16 protein-coding genes are annotated in these 17,991 nt (G+C 39.6%); 10 read left to right on the plus strand and 6 right to left on the minus strand.

All coding sequences use genetic code 11. The features are described from left to right. Window positions 1-97: 97 nt before the first annotated feature. Window positions 98-1,636, minus strand: coding sequence for a bifunctional phosphoribosylaminoimidazolecarboxamide formyltransferase/IMP cyclohydrolase (purH, locus tag FM071_RS07635; protein ID WP_193110353.1), 1,539 nt, complete (start codon window positions 1,634-1,636; stop codon window positions 98-100). A gap of 59 nt (window positions 1,637-1,695) precedes the next feature. On the opposite strand from purH, the gene FM071_RS07640 reads away from it, so the two are divergent. From FM071_RS07640 to FM071_RS07650, 3 genes are read left to right on the plus strand one after another with little or no spacing between them, the layout of a single operon-like run. Beyond that, window positions 1,696-2,973, plus strand: a complete 1,278-nt coding sequence (locus tag FM071_RS07640; protein ID WP_193110355.1) for a sensor domain-containing diguanylate cyclase — start codon at window positions 1,696-1,698, stop codon at window positions 2,971-2,973. 32 nt (window positions 2,974-3,005) lie between these two features. Beyond that, window positions 3,006-3,929 carry a 6-phosphofructokinase gene (locus FM071_RS07645; protein ID WP_264299375.1) on the plus strand — a complete coding sequence of 308 codons (924 nt, stop codon included), beginning with the start codon at window positions 3,006-3,008 and terminating at the stop codon, window positions 3,927-3,929. After that, on the plus strand, window positions 3,922-4,233 hold the full coding sequence (locus tag FM071_RS07650) for a YqfO family protein (RefSeq protein ID WP_193110358.1): 312 nt from the start codon (window positions 3,922-3,924) through the stop codon (window positions 4,231-4,233). Before FM071_RS07645 ends, FM071_RS07650 begins: the two co-directional genes overlap by 8 nt. Here the strand turns inward: FM071_RS07650 and FM071_RS07655 are convergent. From FM071_RS07655 to FM071_RS07670, 4 genes are all read right to left on the minus strand, one after another. Next, on the minus strand, window positions 4,230-4,817 hold the full coding sequence (locus FM071_RS07655; RefSeq protein WP_193110360.1) for a DUF302 domain-containing protein: 588 nt from the start codon (window positions 4,815-4,817) through the stop codon (window positions 4,230-4,232). The two genes, FM071_RS07650 and FM071_RS07655, sit on opposite strands and share 4 nt — an antisense overlap. A 156-nt stretch (window positions 4,818-4,973) precedes the next feature. Continuing rightward, entirely contained in the window at window positions 4,974-7,187 is a 2,214-nt protein-coding gene (purL, locus tag FM071_RS07660) for a phosphoribosylformylglycinamidine synthase subunit PurL (protein WP_193110362.1), read from the minus strand. Between the two features lie 79 nt (window positions 7,188-7,266). After that, window positions 7,267-7,791: a transcription elongation factor GreA gene (greA, locus tag FM071_RS07665; RefSeq protein WP_193110364.1), complete on the minus strand. Its 525-nt coding sequence runs from the start codon at window positions 7,789-7,791 to the stop codon at window positions 7,267-7,269. 9 nt (window positions 7,792-7,800) lie between these two features. After that, window positions 7,801-8,127 carry a hypothetical protein gene (locus FM071_RS07670; RefSeq protein WP_193110365.1) on the minus strand — a complete coding sequence of 109 codons (327 nt, stop codon included), beginning with the start codon at window positions 8,125-8,127 and terminating at the stop codon, window positions 7,801-7,803. Window positions 8,128-8,255: 128 nt separating this feature from the next. On the opposite strand from FM071_RS07670, the gene FM071_RS07675 reads away from it, so the two are divergent. The 7 genes from FM071_RS07675 to FM071_RS07705 all read left to right on the plus strand — a co-directional run bounded on the left by FM071_RS07675 (window position 8,256) and on the right by FM071_RS07705 (window position 15,821). Further along, window positions 8,256-9,056, plus strand: coding sequence for an HDOD domain-containing protein (locus tag FM071_RS07675; protein ID WP_193110367.1), 801 nt, complete (start codon window positions 8,256-8,258; stop codon window positions 9,054-9,056). Continuing rightward, window positions 9,057-10,997, plus strand: a complete 1,941-nt coding sequence (locus FM071_RS07680) for an RNB domain-containing ribonuclease (protein ID WP_226960519.1) — start codon at window positions 9,057-9,059, stop codon at window positions 10,995-10,997. Further along, the gene (gene holA / locus FM071_RS07685; RefSeq protein WP_193110369.1) at window positions 10,997-11,965 is read left to right on the plus strand and encodes a DNA polymerase III subunit delta; all 969 of its coding nucleotides are present in this window, start codon (window positions 10,997-10,999) and stop codon (window positions 11,963-11,965) included. Before FM071_RS07680 ends, holA begins: the two co-directional genes overlap by 1 nt. Before the next feature lie 62 nt (window positions 11,966-12,027). Further along, window positions 12,028-12,429, plus strand: coding sequence for a Fur family transcriptional regulator (locus FM071_RS07690; protein ID WP_193110371.1), 402 nt, complete (start codon window positions 12,028-12,030; stop codon window positions 12,427-12,429). Between the two features lie 64 nt (window positions 12,430-12,493). Then, window positions 12,494-13,420 (plus strand): ribose-phosphate pyrophosphokinase, encoded by a 927-nt coding sequence (locus tag FM071_RS07695; RefSeq protein ID WP_193110372.1) that lies wholly within the window; start codon window positions 12,494-12,496, stop codon window positions 13,418-13,420. A 27-nt stretch (window positions 13,421-13,447) separates the two neighbouring features. Continuing rightward, window positions 13,448-15,238, plus strand: a complete 1,791-nt coding sequence (lepA, locus tag FM071_RS07700; protein WP_193110374.1) for a translation elongation factor 4 — start codon at window positions 13,448-13,450, stop codon at window positions 15,236-15,238. A gap of 4 nt (window positions 15,239-15,242) precedes the next feature. Next, window positions 15,243-15,821 carry a ComF family protein gene (locus tag FM071_RS07705; protein WP_193110375.1) on the plus strand — a complete coding sequence of 193 codons (579 nt, stop codon included), beginning with the start codon at window positions 15,243-15,245 and terminating at the stop codon, window positions 15,819-15,821. On the opposite strand, the gene FM071_RS07710 is transcribed toward FM071_RS07705, so the two are convergent. After that, complete coding sequence (locus FM071_RS07710; RefSeq protein WP_193110377.1) at window positions 15,818-17,839, minus strand: translocation/assembly module TamB domain-containing protein; 2,022 nt, start codon at window positions 17,837-17,839, stop codon at window positions 15,818-15,820. The two genes, FM071_RS07705 and FM071_RS07710, sit on opposite strands and share 4 nt — an antisense overlap. Between the last annotated feature and the right edge of the window lie 152 nt (window positions 17,840-17,991).

The raw sequence follows: 17,991 nt of genomic DNA on the forward strand, positions 1-17,991 counted from the left end.
ATTAAAAGAGTGATGGAGTTGCAAGGGCTGAAAGAGGAGGTGCACTCATGTGCCAGACGAAAGAAGCAACGCAGCAAATGCGTCGCTATTTTGATTTTTAGTGTAAGAAGTGGCGGATGTTTGAGAAGTATAAACTCATCCCATGCTCATTAGCTGCTTCGATAACCTCATCGTCACGGATACTTCCACCTGGTTCGATGACATTTTTCACACCGGCTGCAGCTGCAGCATCGATAGAGTCACGGAATGGGAAGAATGCTTCTGAAGCAAGTGCACAACCACTGACATCAAGACCCATCTCTTTTGCTTTTTTAAGTGCACACTGTGCAGCATCTACACGGCTTGTCATACCCATACCGACTGCTACCATTGCTGCATCTTTAACATAGACAACACAGTTTGATTTTGTCAAACTCGCTACTTTATAAGCGATCTCAAGATCTTTCATCTCTTCTGCGGTTGCTGCATTTTTAGAAACAAGTTTTGCATTTTTCACTTCATCATCATTGACTTTATCTGCATCTTGAAACACAAAGCCGCCATCGATATGTTTGAAATCTTTTTTATCATTGGCAAGAACAAGTTTATCATGTCCCATCTCAAAAAGCTTGATACGCTTCTTAGCAGCAAATACTTCCTGAGCTTCTTCAGTAATGCGACCTGCTATGATGACTTCAAGAAAAATTTCATTCATCTTCAGAGCAAGTTCTTTTGTAACAACACCATTGACAGCTACTACACCGCCAAATGCTGAGACAGGATCACATTTAAGTGCTTCCGTGTAAGCGTCAACTAAATTGTCACGAATGGCAAATCCACAAGGATTCCCGTGTTTTGTGATACAAACGGCATTGTCATCACCAAATGCAGAGGCAATCTTCACCGCACCGCTCAAGTCATTCAAGTTATTAAAACTCGCTTCGCCTTTAAGTGTTTTAAAATTATCAGAATAGTGTCTGTCAAATTCGTACAGCGCACCTTTTTGGTGTGGGTTTTCCCCATAACGCGTGTCCATCACTTTGTTACCGACGATAAACTGTTTCTCACCAAATCCTGAGTTGAAACGCTCGTTCATATAGTTGGCTATCATAGAGTCATACGCTGCAGTATGTTCATACGCTTTTATCATAAATCCGCGGCGGAACTCTTTTGTATTTTTTTCATTTTCAATTGCATCAATGACAACATCATAATCTTCAACATTTGTTACGATAATGACAGAATCAAAGTTTTTAGCAGCACTTCTTACCATTGCAGGTCCACCGATATCAATGTTTTCAATAATATCATCAAAGTCATCTGTACGTTCAATCGTCTCTTTGAACGGGTAAAGGTTGACACAAACCAAATCGATCGCTTCAACACCAAGTTCTTTTGCTTGGTCTAAATGACTCTGCTTATCTCTACGATGAAGGATACCACCGTGTACATATGGGTTCAAGGTTTTAACACGTCCCTCAAAACACTCAGGAAATTTTGTCACCTCATCAATCTCGATTGCCGCTACTCCCTGCTCACGCAGGAGTTTATATGTTCCGCCTGTTGAGATGATCTCGTATCCGTTTTTCACCAACGATTGACAAAACTCTACTACACCTGTTTTATCACTCACACTTACCAATGCTCTTTTTGCCACAGTACAATCCTCATAAAATAATTAGTATAAAATAATATCGAAAAAGAGATTATGAATTTATGAAATCTTTAAACAATTTATCGTATTATGTAAGTATGATGAATGATTTGGATTATAAGACATTGTTTGAGTCCGCAAATGTTGCCATGGCAGTTATTGAGCAGGATTCATCAATATCTTTGGTAAATAAAACAGTTTTAGAAATGTTTCAAATACAAGAGAGTGAGGTTATCGGCACATCCTTTCTTCAATGGATATATGAAGAAGATCGTGACTTTTTGAAGACAAATCATCAAAAAAGAATGCAGGGAGACGACGCTGCACTTCCTAAGAGTTATGAAGTCAGAATGCTACATCAGGACTCTATCATCTGGGTTTCTCTGTATGTTCGTTACATCAAAGAACTTAACAAGTCCATTGTCAGTTTTACCGATATTACTTACATCCATAATACAGAAGAGCAGCTTCAAGAACAGCTCAATGCACAAAATGCTCTTCTGTCTGCCATACCCGACTTGATGTTTGAGCTCTCCTTAGAGGGTGTTTACCTGAATATCTGGGCACACAATTCACAGGAACTGACTGCAAACAAAGAGCTACTTCTAGGAAAAAAAGTCACTGATGTACTTGAAGAATCTGCTGCACAGAAAGTTATGCAGGCTATCGAAATAGCATATAAAAAAGGAAGCTCATTTGGAGAACAGATCCAACTCAAAACACCAAGTGGAGATCTTTGGTTCGAGCTCTCATCGAGCAAGAAAGAGAATCTTAACAGTGAAGCAACTGTCATTATGCTCTCAAGAAACATTACCGATAGAAAAGAGTTGGAGATGAAACTCTTACACCTTTCCCGCCATGATTCTTTGACAAATCTTTACAACAGAAGAACACTCGAAACACTCTTACAAAAAGAACTGCATCGTTCCCAAAGATACAAAACACCGTTGAGTATCTGTATGCTTGACATCGACTTCTTTAAAAAGATAAATGACACCTATGGACACGCTACTGGAGATGATGTACTTAAAAAATTGGCAGATGTACTTAGAGAAAGCCTGCGTGATACAGACTATGTAGGACGGTATGGAGGAGAAGAGTTCGTTATTGCCTTACCTGACACCTCTTTAAACGATGCAGTGGAATTTGCCCAACGTCTACGAAAAAAAGTTGCAGCAATATCCTGTCATCCTGAAGAAAAAGAGAGTTTCAATATAACCATCAGTCTTGGTGTAGCTGAGCTAAACAGTGAAAATAATACCGTAGATAAAATACTTGAAGCTGCGGACAGTGCCATGTACAGGGCGAAAGAGAGTGGAAGAAATTGCGTAAAAATATAGCTATCCTCTGTTCGGGAGGTGATGTTTCAGGAATGAATCCTGCACTTAAACATTTTGTCGAGTATGCTCTAAAAAACTCCCTGAATCCTTTTTTTGTCTATGACGGTTATGAAGGTTTAATTGACGACAAAATAGACAAGGCTTCTTACTGTGACGTAGCAGGCATCATAAACAAAGGCGGCACAAAAATAGGCTCCTCACGCAGCAGACGTTTTATGCAAAAAAAGTACAGAGCCATTGCTAAGCAAAACCTCGATCACCATAATATAGAAATGCTCGTCGTTCTTGGAGGAGACGGTTCATTTCGCGGAATGGACATCTTTTATAAAGAGCATGGCGTGAAATTCTGCGGCATTCCTTCCACGATTGACAATGATATAGCCGGAACTTCCTACTGTCTAGGTGTTGATACCTCACTCAACATCATACGAACCGCCATCGATGCCATTCGAGACACTGCATCTTCATTTGGACGTGCTTTTGTCATTGAAACAATGGGGAGAGAATGCGGTTATCTCGCACTTGTCTCGGCACTTACTTCCGGTGCAGAGCTGTGTCTCATCCCTGAAGTTCCTTATAATTTAGAACAGTATGAAGAAAGTTTTAAAAACCAGATAGCAGCGGGTAGAAAATATTTTCTCGCCATAGTATCCGAAGGTATCAAAGAAGATGTAAGAGAGATTGCCCAATGGTTTGAGGAAAAAGTCGGCATTGAAGCAAGGGTCACCATTTTAGGCCATATGCAAAGAGGCGGCAACCCAACTGTTTACGACAGGCTCATGGCATACAAATTTGTATCTCACGCAATAGACGGCCTTTTAAATGAACAGCATGACAGTGTCATCTGTTACAATGACGGCGGCTTCACGCATAAAAGCATTCAGGATGTCGCGTTTCAAAAATATCAGCTCGACAGCGAATTGCTTTGCCACTTACAGGATTTATACAATGTATAAACTCAGTTACTATGTACCGGAAGTTGCTAAAGAGAAAACGAAATCCGCTCTCTTTGCAGCGGGTGCAGGTATGTTTGAGAACTATGAAAATTGTTCCTTTGAAACTTTGGGGCAGGGACAGTTTAAACCTATAGGCAATGCAAATCCTTACATTGGTAAAAAAGGTGTCATTGAATATGTCGCAGAGTATAAAGTTGAAATGATATGTCGTGATGAGTTGATAAAAAAAGCGGTAGAGGTTTTAAAAGAAGCACACCCCTATGAAGAGGTGGCTTATGAGGTGATCAAGCTAGAAGATTTCTAGAAGTCACCTTGTGCAGCACGTGAAGGGATTTCTTCCATCGCAGTTTTAACTTTTGCTGCAAGTTCACCCATTTTTTCAGGAAGTGGATATCCACCGTGAATTGCAAGATTCAAGTCCATAGTAATAAGGTATGCACTACCGTCACCGTATTGAACATACATAATTCTACAAGGCATAAATCCACCGAAGTATCTAGAGTGATTCAAGAAAACTTTAGCAATATACAGTGAGCATAAAGAGAAGATTCTCGCTTCTTTAACCTCTGTAGGTTTTGCGTCTTCTTTTGTGAACATTTTCACATAGCCGGTTACACGCATATTGTACTCTTCTGCCAATGCATTGATAGATTCTTTTACATCATCACCTGTAATATCTTCAGCAACTTTGTACTCTTTCATCATCGCTTTAGCCGGGTCACCATCTTCTACAACTTTTGTGAACATTTCATCATATGCCGCCATAGCACCGTCATCTAGCTTGTGTTGACCAGTTACAGCTGTCCAACCCATATGCATTGTAGAACACCCTGTTGCAAAAAATGCAAAACTCGCTGCTATTAATGCAGTTAATAAACTTCTTTTCATTTAATTTCCTTTATCTAAATTATGTGAGATTATACACTTATAAAGATAAAAGTAAATTGATTTTTTAAATTATATTGGGAGAAGATTTTAATAAGATATACTTATATAACAAACCATAATACAAAAGGTGAAGAAAAAATCACCTTTTATATAGATTTACAGGTCTTGTTCTACGACGCGTTTGAAAGTATTGAAGTAGTTATCTTTGAGTCTGTCCATACTCATACTTACATTGTTTATTTTAACTGTGTCACCACCGACGACACCTATCTTTTCACATGCAAGATCACCGACCATAGCTTCAAAAGCTTCGGCATTTTCAGGTTTAACTTCAATGATAGCTCGGCTCATAGACTCTGCAAAAATATCTCTCTCATCCGTCACACTCATACTGACATCACAGCCAAGTCCGGAAGTTGCTGCCATTTTAGCCAACGCAATAGCGACACCGCCGCTGCTTGCATCTTTTGCACACTCTAAAAGATGCTTTTTATTGGCTTCTATGACCAGATCCCACAGAGCCAACTCTTTGGCATAATCAATCTCAGGAAGTTTGCCGGCAACAGTGCCGCACATCTCTTTCATATATAAAGAACCACCGAATTCGCTTTTGCTTTCACCGACAAGGTAGAGTTGGTTGCCTTCATTCTGGAAGTTCGACATCAACACATTGTTTTCATCATCGTTGACACCGACCGTTGCTATAGAAGGCGTCGGGAAAACAGAAACACCGTTCGTTTCATTATAAAGAGAGACATTTCCGCCGATAACAGGAGTAGTAAGTTCAGCACATGCTTCTTTAATACCAAGACACCCTTCGCCGAACTGCCACATCACTTCAGGATTTTCAGGGTTTCCGTAGTTTAGACAATCTGTAATCGCCAAGGGACGTGCACCCGTCATTGCGACATTTCTTCCAGATTCAATAACCGCAGCAGCCGCTCCGCCTTTTGGATCAACATAACAGTAACGTACATTACAGTCTGCCGACATTGCCAGAGCTTTACCGTTCTCTTTAACACGGATAACAGAAGCGTCAAGCTCTCCGCCTTTTTTTACCGTATTTGTCTGTACCATAGAGTCATACTGTGTATATATCCATGATTTATCTACCACTTCCATAGATTTTGTAAGTTTTTCAAAAGCTTCTTGATTCTCTACTTTTGGAAAATCATCGATAGATATATCTTTGATAAGATCAAGATACTGTGGTCGCTTCATTGGACGGTTCAATTCAGGTGCTTCTTCACTTACAGGATCAACAGGGACTTCTGCTACTTTTTCACCGTGCCAGAAAAGTTCCATATTTCCGGTATCTGTCACCTCACCGATAACCGCTGCATCAAGATCCCATTTTTCAAATATCTTGATGATCTCCTCTTCACTTCCTTTTTTTGCACATAGAAGCATACGTTCCTGGGATTCTGAAAGCATAAAATCATACGGAGTCATTCCCTCTTCACGGGCAGGCACTTTGTCAAGATGCATGATCATACCGCTTCCTGAACGTCCGGCCATTTCAAACGATGAAGATGTCAGACCTGCTGCTCCCATATCCTGAATACCGACAACATGATCTGTTTTGAAAAGTTCTAAACAAGCTTCAAGCAGGAGTTTTTCAGTAAAAGGATCACCAACCTGAACAGTTGGACGAAGAGATTTACTCTCTTCCGTAAAAGAGTCAGAACTCATTACAGCACCGCCAAGACCGTCACGACCTGTTTTTGCACCGACGTATAGAACAGGATTACCGATACCTTCGGCTTTACCATAAAAAATCTCATCGGATTTTGCAAGACCAAGAGTAAAGGCGTTTACCAAAATATTACCGTTATAGCACTCATCGAAACTTGTTTCACCACCGATAGTCGGTACACCCATACAGTTACCATAACCGCCGATCCCTTCTGTAACACCGCGAACCAGATAACGCTGATGTTTAGAGATATCGTCATCGTTAAGAACATTACCAAAACGAAGCGCGTTTAAATTCGCTACAGGGCGTGCACCCATTGTAAAGACATCACGCATAATACCACCTACACCGGTAGCCGCACCTTGATACGGTTCAATAAAACTAGGGTGATTGTGTGACTCCATCTTAAAGACAGCGGCCATACCGTCACCAATGTCAATAACACCGGCATTTTCACCTGGTCCTTGAATAACCCATGGTGCCGATGTAGGAAACCCTTTCAAGTGTACTTTTGAAGATTTGTATGAGCAGTGCTCACTCCACATTGCAGAAAAAACGCCAAGTTCAACAAGATTCGGCTCACGTCCTAAAATCTCTTTGATATGTTTGTAATCTTCCTGCGATAACTTATGGTTTGCTAACTGTGTCTCTATATCTGGTAATTGTTGCGACATTTTGGTGTTGTCCTGAAATTTTGGTTTTTAAAAGCGGATTATATCTAAATGTGGGTAAAAATTATTTTAATATGCTCTTTTAGTGAAATGTATAATCACTTTTTGTACGAATATTTTTCTTTAAAGTATAGATATTTTTATACTCTATAGCTTCAATCTCATACTCTTTTATACCTTTTGGCAGTTGTATTTTGAATTCATCACCGACGTGATGTCCAAGCATTGCCTTTGCCAATGGCGAGTGTACAGATATAAGCCCATTTTCGGGTTCACTTTCCAAAACACCACAGATAGTAAAGCATTGTGTTTCATCAGTATCTAGATCAATAACAGTAACACTGCTTCCAAAAGAGACACGTTCATGCCCGTGTAGTGACGGGTCTATCACTTTTGCATTTTGAATCATTTTGTTGAGATAAAAAAGCCTTTTGTCTATAAAGCGGAGTTTCTCTTTTGCTGCCTGATAATCTGCATTTTCACTTCTGTCACCAAGAGCAGCCGCAACAAGTTTTTCTTCTGCTGTTTTTGGTTTTTCAACTTCTAGAAGATACTTGAACTCTTCAACAAGAGCATCGTAACCTTCCAGACTCATCGGTTCTTTCAAAGAATTTTCCTACCCTTTAAATCCGAGAATATAGTAAGTCTCTTTATTTGGCAGTTTTTCTACTTCTACCTTATATTTTTGGCTGAAATGTTTGATCTTTTCGTGTGCCTCTTCTGCAAGTTGTGGTGTTGGAGAATCAACTTTTATTTTCAGATGCTTTGTTGTATTCGATAGAGCGACATAGGCATTATTAACTTTAAGATGTTCATTGAGGTCCATGATGTGTTTTTCTATCTTCTCATATCCCGGAGTGTTTTCCTGAATCTCTTTTAATTGTTTTTTCAGTGTATCATTCGGTACATATCCAAGCTGCGTCAATATCGCTTCTGCGTCCATTTCTCTTTTCCTTATTTTTAATTAGTGTAAAAAATAATATCAGTTTTTTGTAAATATTCAGTATGAATTTATCTATTGGTACTATAATTATGAAATGATTAAGTTATTTACACATAAAGCGAGCATACATGACAGAAGAAATACTTAAAAAAATCAAACAACTTCCACCTCTTCCAGAATCTGCAATGCAGATAGAAGCGGTTTATCAAGACCCTGATTCCACTTTCAACGACATGGTAAAGATCCTTGAAAAAGATCCTCTCTTAACGGCGGATATTTTAAAAGCCGCAAACTCCCCACTCTATGGTTTTTCACGTGAGATCAACGCGATAAGCCAGGCAGTAGGTCTTTTTGGAATGGGAACGGTGCGTGGTTTTGCTCTTGCAAGTATTGTCAAAAAAAGTTTCAAGCTTGACCTTTCACCTTACGGCATCACAAACGATATGTTTTCAGAACTCTCTAAAAAACAGAATGCTCTTACGGTTTCATGGTGTCTGCGTAAAGAGAATAAACTTATGGGTGTTCTCTCAGCTGCAGCATTTCTCGTTGAGATAGGCAAAGTGCTTATCGCGCAACAGGTTATGGCTGATAAAAAAGAAGAAACGTTTCGTGATGCTCTTTTAGAACTTCAAGATGTAGAGGCAGCTGAACGTGAGATTGTCGGCGTGGATACACCTGAAGTCAGTGCGACCATCTTTGCTAACTGGAAATTTGAAGAGAATCTTGTCGATGTCATCCGTAACTGTCAAGATCCGGACAAAGCTGATGAAGATGATAAACGCGCAGCACAGATTCTTAACGTTGTCCGCGTAGCTGTACCAATCAACGGTGTGGTTACTGATGAAAGTGTCAACAAAGCCAAAGAACTTATTGAAGAGTACGGTCTTGATATGGAAGGCTTTGAGAATGCCATAGAGGCTTTTAAATAATTGCACGAACTTAAATCTCTCCTCATTAAGCTCACGCACGGCGTGAGCGAACAAGACCTCTGTGAAGAAGAACAAAAATTATGCAAAGAGTGGCTTGCAAAAAATTACCTTACGTTCAAAAACGATACTTATAAATTCAACTCCAAATATCGGGCCGGTGTTTTAGGACTCGTTCAAAAAGGCACAGCCTATCTACATGTAATCGGTGACAATGTAAAAGATCTCTATATTGATGAACTAGGCCGCGCCACCGAAGGTGATCTGATCATCGCACAAAGGCTGCTTGGAAAACGAGGCGGTGCCAGCGCAAAGATCGCGGAGATTGTCGGTAGAGAAGAGAGTTACGGTGTTGGGTACATTGTTGAGAGATATGGACATAAATCATTGGTAGATTTAAAGACAGATCACCCCGTAGGCGCTGAACTCACGCAAGGCGAGATAAACAGTTATAAGCTCGGGGATGTTTTTAAGATAGACTATCAAGAGCATAAGATCATGGAAAAGCTTGGACATATCAGTGATCCGAAGGTCGATGAAAAGATTGTTCTTGCACAATACAACAAACATGATGAATTTGATGAAGAAGTTCTTAAAATCGCTCGCTCATTTGCTCCCGTCGATGCAAAAAGATATCCCAATAGAAAAGATCTGCGTGATCTACCTTTTTGTACGATCGATCCTGTCACTGCAAAGGATTTCGATGATTCTATCTACTGGGATGACAAAAACAGCACGCTTTATGTAGCTATCGCAGATGTTAGCGAATACGTGAAACCTTTTGGAGCCTTGGACAATGAAGCGATGTACAGAGGTTTTTCGATCTATCTGCCCCATCGTTCCATTCCAATGCTGCCACGTGAGCTGAGTGAAACACTCTGCTCTTTGCAGCCGCATGTCGACAGGCTTGCGTATGTCTTTGAGATAAAACTCGACAAAAAAACCCTTGAAGTAATCGAATCAGATGTCTATGAAGCTGTAATGCATTCTGACCGGCGTTTTAACTATGAAGAAATTGATGATTTCTTTGATGGAAAGCTCAAAGCTAAAACAGATGAAGAGAAACGCATCTTCGATGCCCTTACAAAATTAAGGGTCATAACCGACAGACTCAAAGAGCAGCGTCTTAAAGTCGGTTTTGATTTTCACTCTGTCGAGATAGAGATGACCCTTGATGAAGACACAAACCTCATTGCGACAAAAGAGTCCAAAGAGACACCTTCACATGCACTCATTGAAGACTGTATGCTTTTAGCCAATAAAGAAGCAGCAAAAAGATATGACCGAGGAATTTTCAGAATTCACGAACCGCCAAGCCAAAGCAAGCTCCAGACACTTTACCAGGAACTCTCGGCTATCGGCATGCAGATAGAGATAAAACCGACAATTAAAGAGACGATCGAAGCTATTCAAAAACAAGCCAAAGAGATGGGTATCGAAAGTGATGTTGATACGCTCATTATCCGCTCACAGATGCAGGCACGCTACGCACCACTGAACTCCGGACACTTTGGACTTGGATTTGAGGAGTATACACACTTCACTTCGCCTATCAGAAGATACTCCGACCTCATTGTACACAGGCTTCTCAAAGCCATCAAAAAAGGCGACACTAAAGAGGGCTCCTATGTCCTGAGGAATATTGAGACCCTTGCCATGATGATAAGTGAAAAAGAACGTGAAGCAAGCACCATTGAATCGGAATATAAAGCGAGAAAATATGCACGCTGGGCAAAAGAGAATCTCCATAAGGAGTTTAAAGCCCGAATCATCGCTACAGATCCCGAAGTAAGAGCGGAGCTGCATGATGAGATAATCGGCGCAAAACTCAATATTACCCACTCTGAGAATGTTGTGCTTTTTGAAAATGTAATCGTTCGTATCGACAAGGTCGATATTCCACGAGCAAGAATCTATGCCGCTGTTGTAGGTAAAGCAGACTGATGTATAAAAACGAATTTGACAATCATATACGCAACAAAACAGTTTCAAACTCTTTTGTTTTCTTTGGAGAAAGCCACTTTCTCATAGATATGTACACTAAGATGCTCACAAATATTGAAGATGCCAATATTTTGAACTATTATCATGACGAATATGATTTCAATTCTGCAAAAGCCCACCTCTCACAAGGTTCACTCTTTGGAGACAGAAACATTCTTGTTATCAAAAGCGAAAAGAAAATCCCAAAAAAAGAGCTTGACACCCTGCTTGAGCTGACACATAAAAACGGTGACAATATTTTTGTTTATGCCTACTATGGCAGCGATCATAAAAGCTATAATAATGCAAAGAGCTTTGCTAAAACACAAACGATGAACGTGCGTTTTTTTCATCCCAAAGAGTATGAAGCGCAAAATCTGCTCTCCCAAATCGCACATGAAAAAAATGTAAATATCGACAAATACACACTTTCACACCTGCTAAAGATCCACAATGGAGACATAGCGCTCTGTGCAAATGAAATTGACAAATTTCGTATATTTGACAGGGAAGTTACAACAAAAGATGTCGATGCCCTTGTTTATGGACTAGGAGAGATCAATCTTGATGATTTCACCAAAAAACTTTTAGAGAAAAAAGATTTTAAAGAAGATCTGCAAAATATCTTGGAACATGGTGAAGATGAGATTCGCATCATCTCTGCACTCACCTCCTACCTCACGCAGCTCTATATGTTCAATATATACATAAGAATCAACGGAGCGCCAAATGCCCTTGAAATTTTAGGCTATCCTGCTCCCAAATTTGTCGTCGAGCAAAAAGCGGCACAAGCCATAAAGATAAAACCTGCCGCTTTTTACAGACTTCATGAACTGCTTTTAGAGAGTGAGCTGAAGATGAAAAGCTCCCATGTCGACAAAAGTGCCATACTACTTTCAACACTCATAAAACTGCAAAAGACACTTTAAGATAATCTTAACTAATATTGAGCGTTATGATAATTTAACCTATAATGATGTATAATACCCCTATGAATAATTTTACAGATATATTAAGAGCACATCATTTAAAAGCAACACCGCAAAGATTAGCTATTGCAGCCACTCTCTATAATCGTGGACATGTAAATATTGAAGAATTGTATGAAGTAATGCTGAAAAAATTTAACTCAATTTCACTGGCAACGATTTATAAAAATATAAACCTTATGATAGAAAACGCTTTCATTCAGGAAGTCAAAATCCCAAATGCAAAATCGGTCTATGAACTCTCAAAAGAAGCACACTCCCACATGGTCTGTGACAACTGTGGTGCAGTCGAAGATTTTACAGTTGATTTAAGCGCTGTCACTTCCCTTGCAGCCCATGAAACAAACTTCAAAATAAACAAAGCAGACCTGGTATTTTCCGGACTTTGTCAAAACTGCCAGTAACTCTTCAATATACCCTCAGCACACTTTTTGTATAATCACGTATTAATTTTCGAAGGAATACCAAATGCGTGGTTATAAAATTTTTGCCGGCTCAGCCAGTGTTGATTTCGCAAAAGAAATTTGTTCTGTTTTAGATGTACCGTTAGCGAAAGCTGATGTTAAAAAGTTTAGTGATGGTGAGATCTCTGTTCAAATTGCAGAGAGCGTTCGTGGACGTGATGTTTTTATTGTCCAGTCAACAGGTGTACCTTCCAATGACAACCTTATGGAACTTCTCATCATGACAGATGCACTTCGTCGTTCTTCTGCTTCAAGCATTACAGCTGTTGTTCCATACTACGGTTATGCAAGACAAGACCGTAAAGCCGCTCCACGTGTTCCAATTACTGCAAAACTTGTCGCAAATCTTTTTGAAACTGCAGGAATTGACAGAGTCGTAACGATCGATCTTCATGCCGGGCAGATTCAAGGATTCTTTGATATCCCTGTTGACAACCTTTACGGTTCTGTTACATTTGAGCAGTATATTAAAAGCAAAAACCTTAAAAACCCTATTATCGCTTCTCCGGATATCGGAGGCGTTGCACGTGCACGTTACTTTGCAAAACGAATGGGTCTTGAGATGGTTATCGTTGATAAACGTCGTGAAAAGGCAAATGAGAGCGAAGTAATGAACATCATCGGTGATGTTGAAGGAAAAGATGTCATCATGATCGATGATATGGTAGATACTGCAGGAACAATGGTAAAAGCGGCAACAGCACTCAAAAACCAGGGTGCTACATCCGTTATGGCCTGTGCAACGCATGGTGTTCTGAGTGGAAAAGCCTATGAAAATCTTGATAAAGGTGAACTCGATGAACTCATCATCACAAACACGCTTGAATCAAAACCAAATAAAAAGATCAAAGTACTGACAGTTGCACCGCTCTTTGCTGAAGTTATCAGAAGAGTTTATCATAATGAGAGTGTTAACTCACTTTTTGCATAAGATTAGTACAAACAAGGAAATAATCAGTTGAAAAATATTAGAAATTTTTCTATCATTGCCCATATCGACCATGGTAAAAGCACTTTAGCCGACAGAATCATCCAAGAGTGCGGTGCTGTCAGCGAGCGAGAGATGGGTTCACAGATGATGGATACGATGGATATCGAACAAGAACGCGGCATTACCATCAAAGCACAATCTGTACGACTTGATTATGTCAAAGACGGCGAACATTATATTCTCAACCTCATAGACACTCCGGGCCACGTCGATTTCTCTTATGAAGTAAGTAAATCGCTTGCATCAAGTGACGGTGCACTACTCATTGTAGACGCAGCGCAAGGCGTTGAAGCACAAACGATCGCCAATGTATATCTTGCACTTGAAAATGATCTTGAACTCATTCCCGTCATCAATAAAATCGACCTCCCAGCAGCAGAACCTGAGCGTGTTGCAGAAGAGATAGAGACCAGTATCGGGATCGATGCGACAGATGCCATTTTGGTAAGTGCAAAGACAGGAGTCGGTATCCGCGAGCTTATCGATGCAATCGTCGAACGCGTTCCCCAGCCACAGGGCGATCCTAATGCACCGACAAAAGCCATCATCTATGACTCCTGGTTCGATCAGTATCTTGGTGCTTTGGCACTTGTACGTGTATTTGACGGTGAGATCTCTAAAAATCAGACCATTAAACTCATGAGCAACGGTGAAGAGCATCAGGTACTTGATCTGATGTATCCACACCCTATTAAAAAAATAAAAACACCGGCTATCAAATCCGGTGAGATAGGCATCGTCGTTCTTGGACTCAAAGAGGTCAGTGTTGTTAGTGTCGGTGATACTATCACCGATGCCAAGAATCCCACATCTGAACCTGTTGGCGAATATGAACCGGCGAAACCATTTGTCTTTGCAGGACTCTATCCAATAGATACCGACAAATTCGAGGATCTGCGTGATGCCCTTGACAAACTAAAACTCAATGACTCCGCACTCTCTTATGAGCCAGAGACTTCTGTGGCTTTAGGATTTGGTTTTCGTGTCGGATTTTTGGGAATGCTGCATATGGAGGTCGTCAAAGAAAGACTTGAACGTGAGTTTGGGCTTGATCTCATCGCTACAGCACCTTCTGTTGTCTATCATGTCTATTTGAACAACGGTGACAAAATAGAGGTGCAAAATCCATCAGAGCTGCCAGAAGTAAACCATATAGAGCGAATCGAAGAGCCTTATGTAAAAGCGACGGTCATCACACCAAGCGAATACCTTGGAAATATTATGAATCTTCTCGTTGCAAAACGCGGTATTCAGAGTAAGATGACCTATCTCAATGAAGAGCGTGTCATGCTTGAGTATGAACTCCCAATGAATGAGATCGTTGTTGATTTTTACGATAAACTCAAATCTATCTCAAAAGGCTACGCCTCTTTTGATTATGAGCCAAGTGAATTCAAACAGGGCGATCTTGTTAAACTCGATGTAAAAGTTGCCGGAGAAGTTGTCGATGCGCTCAGTATTATTGTGCCTCGTACATCCGCAGTAAGTCGTGGACGTGCCCTTGTCAAAAATATGAAAGAGATTATTCCTCGTCAGCTTTTTGAAGTTGCCGTTCAGGCATCTCTTGGCAATCAAGTCATAGCCCGTGAGACTGTAAAATCTATGGGTAAAAATGTTACGGCAAAATGTTACGGCGGTGATATTACCCGTAAACGAAAACTGCTTGAGAAACAAAAAGCAGGTAAAAAGCGCATGAAATCCATCGGCAAGGTAAACCTGCCGCAAGAGGCATTTATGTCCGTCTTAAAAATGGACTAATGCTATGAAATGTATGTTGTGTGAGAACTACTCTCTCACGCAGCATATCTGCAACAGTTGTCAAGAGAATTTTTTACAACCTTCCCTCTATAAACGGATACTTGAAAACGGCATTGAAGTTATCTCTTTTTACAAATATGCCGACATTAAAGAGCTTCTTTTTACCAAACATACCAATCTTGGTTTTCACATCTATAAACTGCTTGCAAGTTTAAGTTTTCAAAAATTTGCACAGGAGTTTCTGTTTCATGAAAAAGTTGTCTCTTTAAGTATTGATGATACCGTAAAAAGCGGTTATTCGCATACAGCACTTTTAAACAAAGCGCTCAAATCATATACTATCAAACCACTCTATACAAAAATGCGAGCATCTAGCATACTCTCTTACTCCGGTAAATCAAAGGCTTTTAGAATCGCAAATCCACGGAATTTCAAGTTTAAGCACTTTAAAGAGAAATCTGTCATTTTAGTTGATGATATCATTACCACAGGAACAACTTTGCGTGAGGCAAGTGAACTGCTCACGCGAGAGGGAAAAGAAATACTGTTTTGTCTTACTCTCTGTGATGTTAGCAAGACTTAAAAAAGGCCTTTTAAAAGATTACCGACATCTTTGCCAAGATGTTTTTCTATCTCTTTCGTCACTGCTTTTGTTGCCTCTTTTTGTATGATCTTACTTGCATCTACAGAAACTTTTGGTTTTTCAACATTACCACTGAGTTTTACCACTAACGGATTGCCGTTTGCATTGATATCGATTATTGAGTATATACGTTTTGTTTTGGAGTTTAGTTTCGTATTTTTAGTTTTAATCGATGATGTATTTGATTTTAACTCAAGCGATGCCAAAATATTTTCTTTGTTGATATCTGCAGTTACATCACCCATAAACAGCTGTTTATAAAGATCTATATGTGCATACTGTTTAGTTAAATCAAGCACCTGATTTCTGGTGAATTTTCCGTCAGAGATATTTCCTGTGAGTTTTCCTTTCGCAGCAGCAAGATTATAATCAACTTTTGCATCAATGTCTGCAGCGAGCACCTTCGGATACAGCAGCATATCTAAGATATCAAGCGTTTTTAATTTATGGATATCTGCGTGAAAATCATCATTATGAAGTTTTGCATCAAGTTTTCCGCCTGCTACATTACTATGCATCGTAAAATCAAGATCTTTTGCTTTTTTGATCTCTCCATTGGCCGTGATGCCTCCTTTGAGATGGCGTTCACTTACAAAGTAAAGTCTGTCGAGATTAGGCACTTTTACTCTGTAGTCACTCTGCAGCGAAGAGTCCTTCAGATTGAAACGGGCACGTTTCAGATTGAGATTTGCAAGATTGGAAGCAAAATCCACTTTTGTGTCAATAAGATTTTTATTGAGCAGTGTCTCTACCTTCATACCATAACTCACTTTTGGCATAGGGTGTTTGAATTTCATCATTTTCGTCAATAAAGCAGCATCCAAAAGACCACGTTTAACAACTGTCGTTACATTTCCTTTAAGATTTTTCACATCGGCATTTGCAATATCGGCTCTTACATCGATGAGCGCATCTGTGTAGTGAGGCTGTTTAAGCATATACAGGAGCTTTTGCACATGCAGGTTTTTAATATTTGCCTTTACACTTTGTGGTTTGAAATTATTAAGCATTGCTGTAAAAGTCGTTTTTGAATCCGCTATGTCACTTTTTCCCTCAACAGACATCTTTTCTTTTGTTCCTTTCACAGAACCGTTAAGATGCAGCGGACCACGAACATCGGCTTTGGTGATCGGTTGTAAAACTGCGAGTTCTTTTACATTGACACCGTAACGCAGATTAAGAGCCAACGGCTGCGGTTTTATATTTCCTGCTGATTCTAATTTCGCAAGATTGGAATCAAGCAGATAGACATAATCGATATCATCGCCTTTAAGATTTGCTTTTAACTTCATTGCAAAAAGTGTTTTTGGAACGGTTATATTGAAATCTTTTTTCATAACTCTAGAATTAAGAACACCCTCTTTCGTTTTTAACAAGATATTGCCGTCAAGTTTATGTGGTGTGATGTTTTTAAAGTTTACATCTACATTGACCTTTGCCCGAGCATACTGTTTTTGATTGATAAGATGTAACAGTGACGAAAGATCGAGTGCATCGACTTTTGCAATAATAGACGTTGGAGTGAACTCTTCTAAGACAACATTATAAGTTGTGTTACTTTTTGCTACATCACTGCTGCCGTTTATCGTCAAAAGTTTTGCATCACCTTTGATGGTTCCCTTGGTAAAAAATGAATCATTCAACTTTGTTTTTGTCAATGACTCCAAAGAAGCGAGCTCACGCAGATCAACACTATAGGCAAGATCAAAAGATTGTGCAAAAATAGAGTATGTTCCATCTATACTAATTGTATTGTTTTTGTTCAACTCCAAAATAATATGAATAGAATCTATTCCCAAAGAGAAGCGATTGAGCCTGCTTGGCAGCTTTGTCTGTTCTTGAATCTTCGATTCAATTATCGGTTTGACAAGGCCATTGCCCAGTGATGTAAAGAGTGTTATATAAACAAGTGCCAATACGCCGCCGATGATGCCTACTGTCCAATATATAAATTTCATTCTATGCTCCAAATATTCTTATTTTCATAATGATACTATATATTATATAACAAGATTAGAAAAAGACTTCTTTCAAACTTGACATTAAGTAACTCAAGTTTATTTATCAATAAACTTCAACCTATACTTGACATTGTTACGCTCAATATGTA

It is taken from the genome of Sulfurimonas paralvinellae, assembly GCF_014905135.1.
GTDB lineage: Bacteria > Campylobacterota > Campylobacteria > Campylobacterales > Sulfurimonadaceae > Sulfurimonas > Sulfurimonas paralvinellae.

What these genes read in the sequence shown, in the direction of transcription:
- FM071_RS07640 (WP_193110355.1), top strand. Translation starts at nt 1,696, where the DNA reads ATGAAATCTTTAAACAATTTATCGTATTATGTAAGTATGATGAATGAT.
- FM071_RS07645 (WP_264299375.1), top strand. Translation starts at nt 3,006, where the DNA reads ATGAATCCTGCACTTAAACATTTTGTCGAGTATGCTCTAAAAAACTCC.
- FM071_RS07650 (WP_193110358.1), top strand. Translation starts at nt 3,922, where the DNA reads ATGTATAAACTCAGTTACTATGTACCGGAAGTTGCTAAAGAGAAAACG.
- FM071_RS07655 (WP_193110360.1), bottom strand. Translation starts at nt 4,817, where the DNA reads ATGAAAAGAAGTTTATTAACTGCATTAATAGCAGCGAGTTTTGCATTT.
- purL (WP_193110362.1), bottom strand. Translation starts at nt 7,187, where the DNA reads ATGTCGCAACAATTACCAGATATAGAGACACAGTTAGCAAACCATAAG.
- FM071_RS07670 (WP_193110365.1), bottom strand. Translation starts at nt 8,127, where the DNA reads ATGGACGCAGAAGCGATATTGACGCAGCTTGGATATGTACCGAATGAT.
- FM071_RS07675 (WP_193110367.1), top strand. Translation starts at nt 8,256, where the DNA reads ATGACAGAAGAAATACTTAAAAAAATCAAACAACTTCCACCTCTTCCA.
- holA (WP_193110369.1), top strand. Translation starts at nt 10,997, where the DNA reads ATGTATAAAAACGAATTTGACAATCATATACGCAACAAAACAGTTTCA.
- FM071_RS07690 (WP_193110371.1), top strand. Translation starts at nt 12,028, where the DNA reads ATGAATAATTTTACAGATATATTAAGAGCACATCATTTAAAAGCAACA.
- FM071_RS07695 (WP_193110372.1), top strand. Translation starts at nt 12,494, where the DNA reads ATGCGTGGTTATAAAATTTTTGCCGGCTCAGCCAGTGTTGATTTCGCA.
- FM071_RS07705 (WP_193110375.1), top strand. Translation starts at nt 15,243, where the DNA reads ATGAAATGTATGTTGTGTGAGAACTACTCTCTCACGCAGCATATCTGC.
- FM071_RS07710 (WP_193110377.1), bottom strand. Translation starts at nt 17,839, where the DNA reads ATGAAATTTATATATTGGACAGTAGGCATCATCGGCGGCGTATTGGCA.